Below are 1,019 nucleotides of genomic sequence, written 5' to 3'. Positions count from 1 at the left end.
GAGCCCTCGGGTCAAGCCCGAGGGTGACGAGCGGTGGGGGTTGGGGGACTATCCGCTGCAACGCAAAGCGGCCTTCTTGCGGATTGTTTCGTTTGGAAGCGTCTTTTGACGTTGCCCCGCCCGCGCCGTACGGCCCTCGGGCTCAACCGGGCAAAGGGGCCTGCGATCAACGCAGGAGGGGGCGCAGGTCGGATTGCAGCTTGCGCATCAGGGGCAGGAAATGGGCGATCATCCGCGAGGTGGGGGAGCGGGCTGTCTGGGCGCCGATATTGATGGCGGCGACGACCTGGCCGGCGGCATTGGTGAGGGGAACGGCGATGGAGCAGAGGCCCAGCTCCAGTTCCTGGTCGATGACGGCGAAGCCCTGGGCGGCGATCACGGCCAGTTCGGTGGTGATCGAGGCCATGTCGGCCTTGGTCCTGTCGGTATAGGCGATCAGCTCGGAGCGTTCGAGGATGGCGCGGGCCTCCCCGGCGGGCAGGGCGGCGAGCAGGGTGCGGCCCATGGAGGTGCAATAGGCCGGCAGCCGCGCCCCCGGCGCCAGATTGATCGACATGACCCGCCGGGTGGAGGCGCGGGCGACATAGAGGATATCGGTGCCCTCCAGCACGGCCGCGGAGGTGCTCTCGCTGGTGGCGCGGGACAGTTCCTCGAGAAAGGGCTGGATCAGCCGGGGCAGGGGCGTGGCGGCGAGATAGGAATGGCCGAGATTGAGAATGCGCGGCGTCAGCTCGAAGAATTTGCCGTCATAGCTGGCATAGCCGAGATGCACCAGGGTGAGCAGACAGCGCCGGGCCGTGGCGCGCTCGAGGCCTGTGCGCTGGGCCACGTCGGTGATCGACATGCGCGCATGTTCCTCGTCGAAACATTCCACCACGGCCAGGCCCCGGACCAGCCCATGAATGATATCGCCCTGCCGCATGTGCGCTCCCCGAATTTTGTGCGGAGAGCGCAGTGTAGGGCGCGGCGGGCGGGAGGGGAAGGGCTGTCTCTTATACACATCTCCGAGCCCACGAGAC

General features: G+C 67.1%; 1 protein-coding gene. It reads right to left on the bottom strand.

Annotated features, from left to right (window positions below):
* Positions 1-166 precede the first annotated feature (166 nt).
* Positions 167-922 carry an IclR family transcriptional regulator domain-containing protein gene (locus A3840_RS01165; protein ID WP_067450647.1) on the bottom strand — a complete coding sequence of 252 codons (756 nt, stop codon included), beginning with the start codon at positions 920-922 and terminating at the stop codon, positions 167-169.
* Positions 923-1,019 lie beyond the last annotated feature (97 nt).

The organism is Devosia elaeis (assembly GCF_001650025.1).
Classification (GTDB): domain Bacteria; phylum Pseudomonadota; class Alphaproteobacteria; order Rhizobiales; family Devosiaceae; genus Devosia; species Devosia elaeis.
This window is presented reverse-complemented; position numbering and strand designations above follow the sequence as displayed.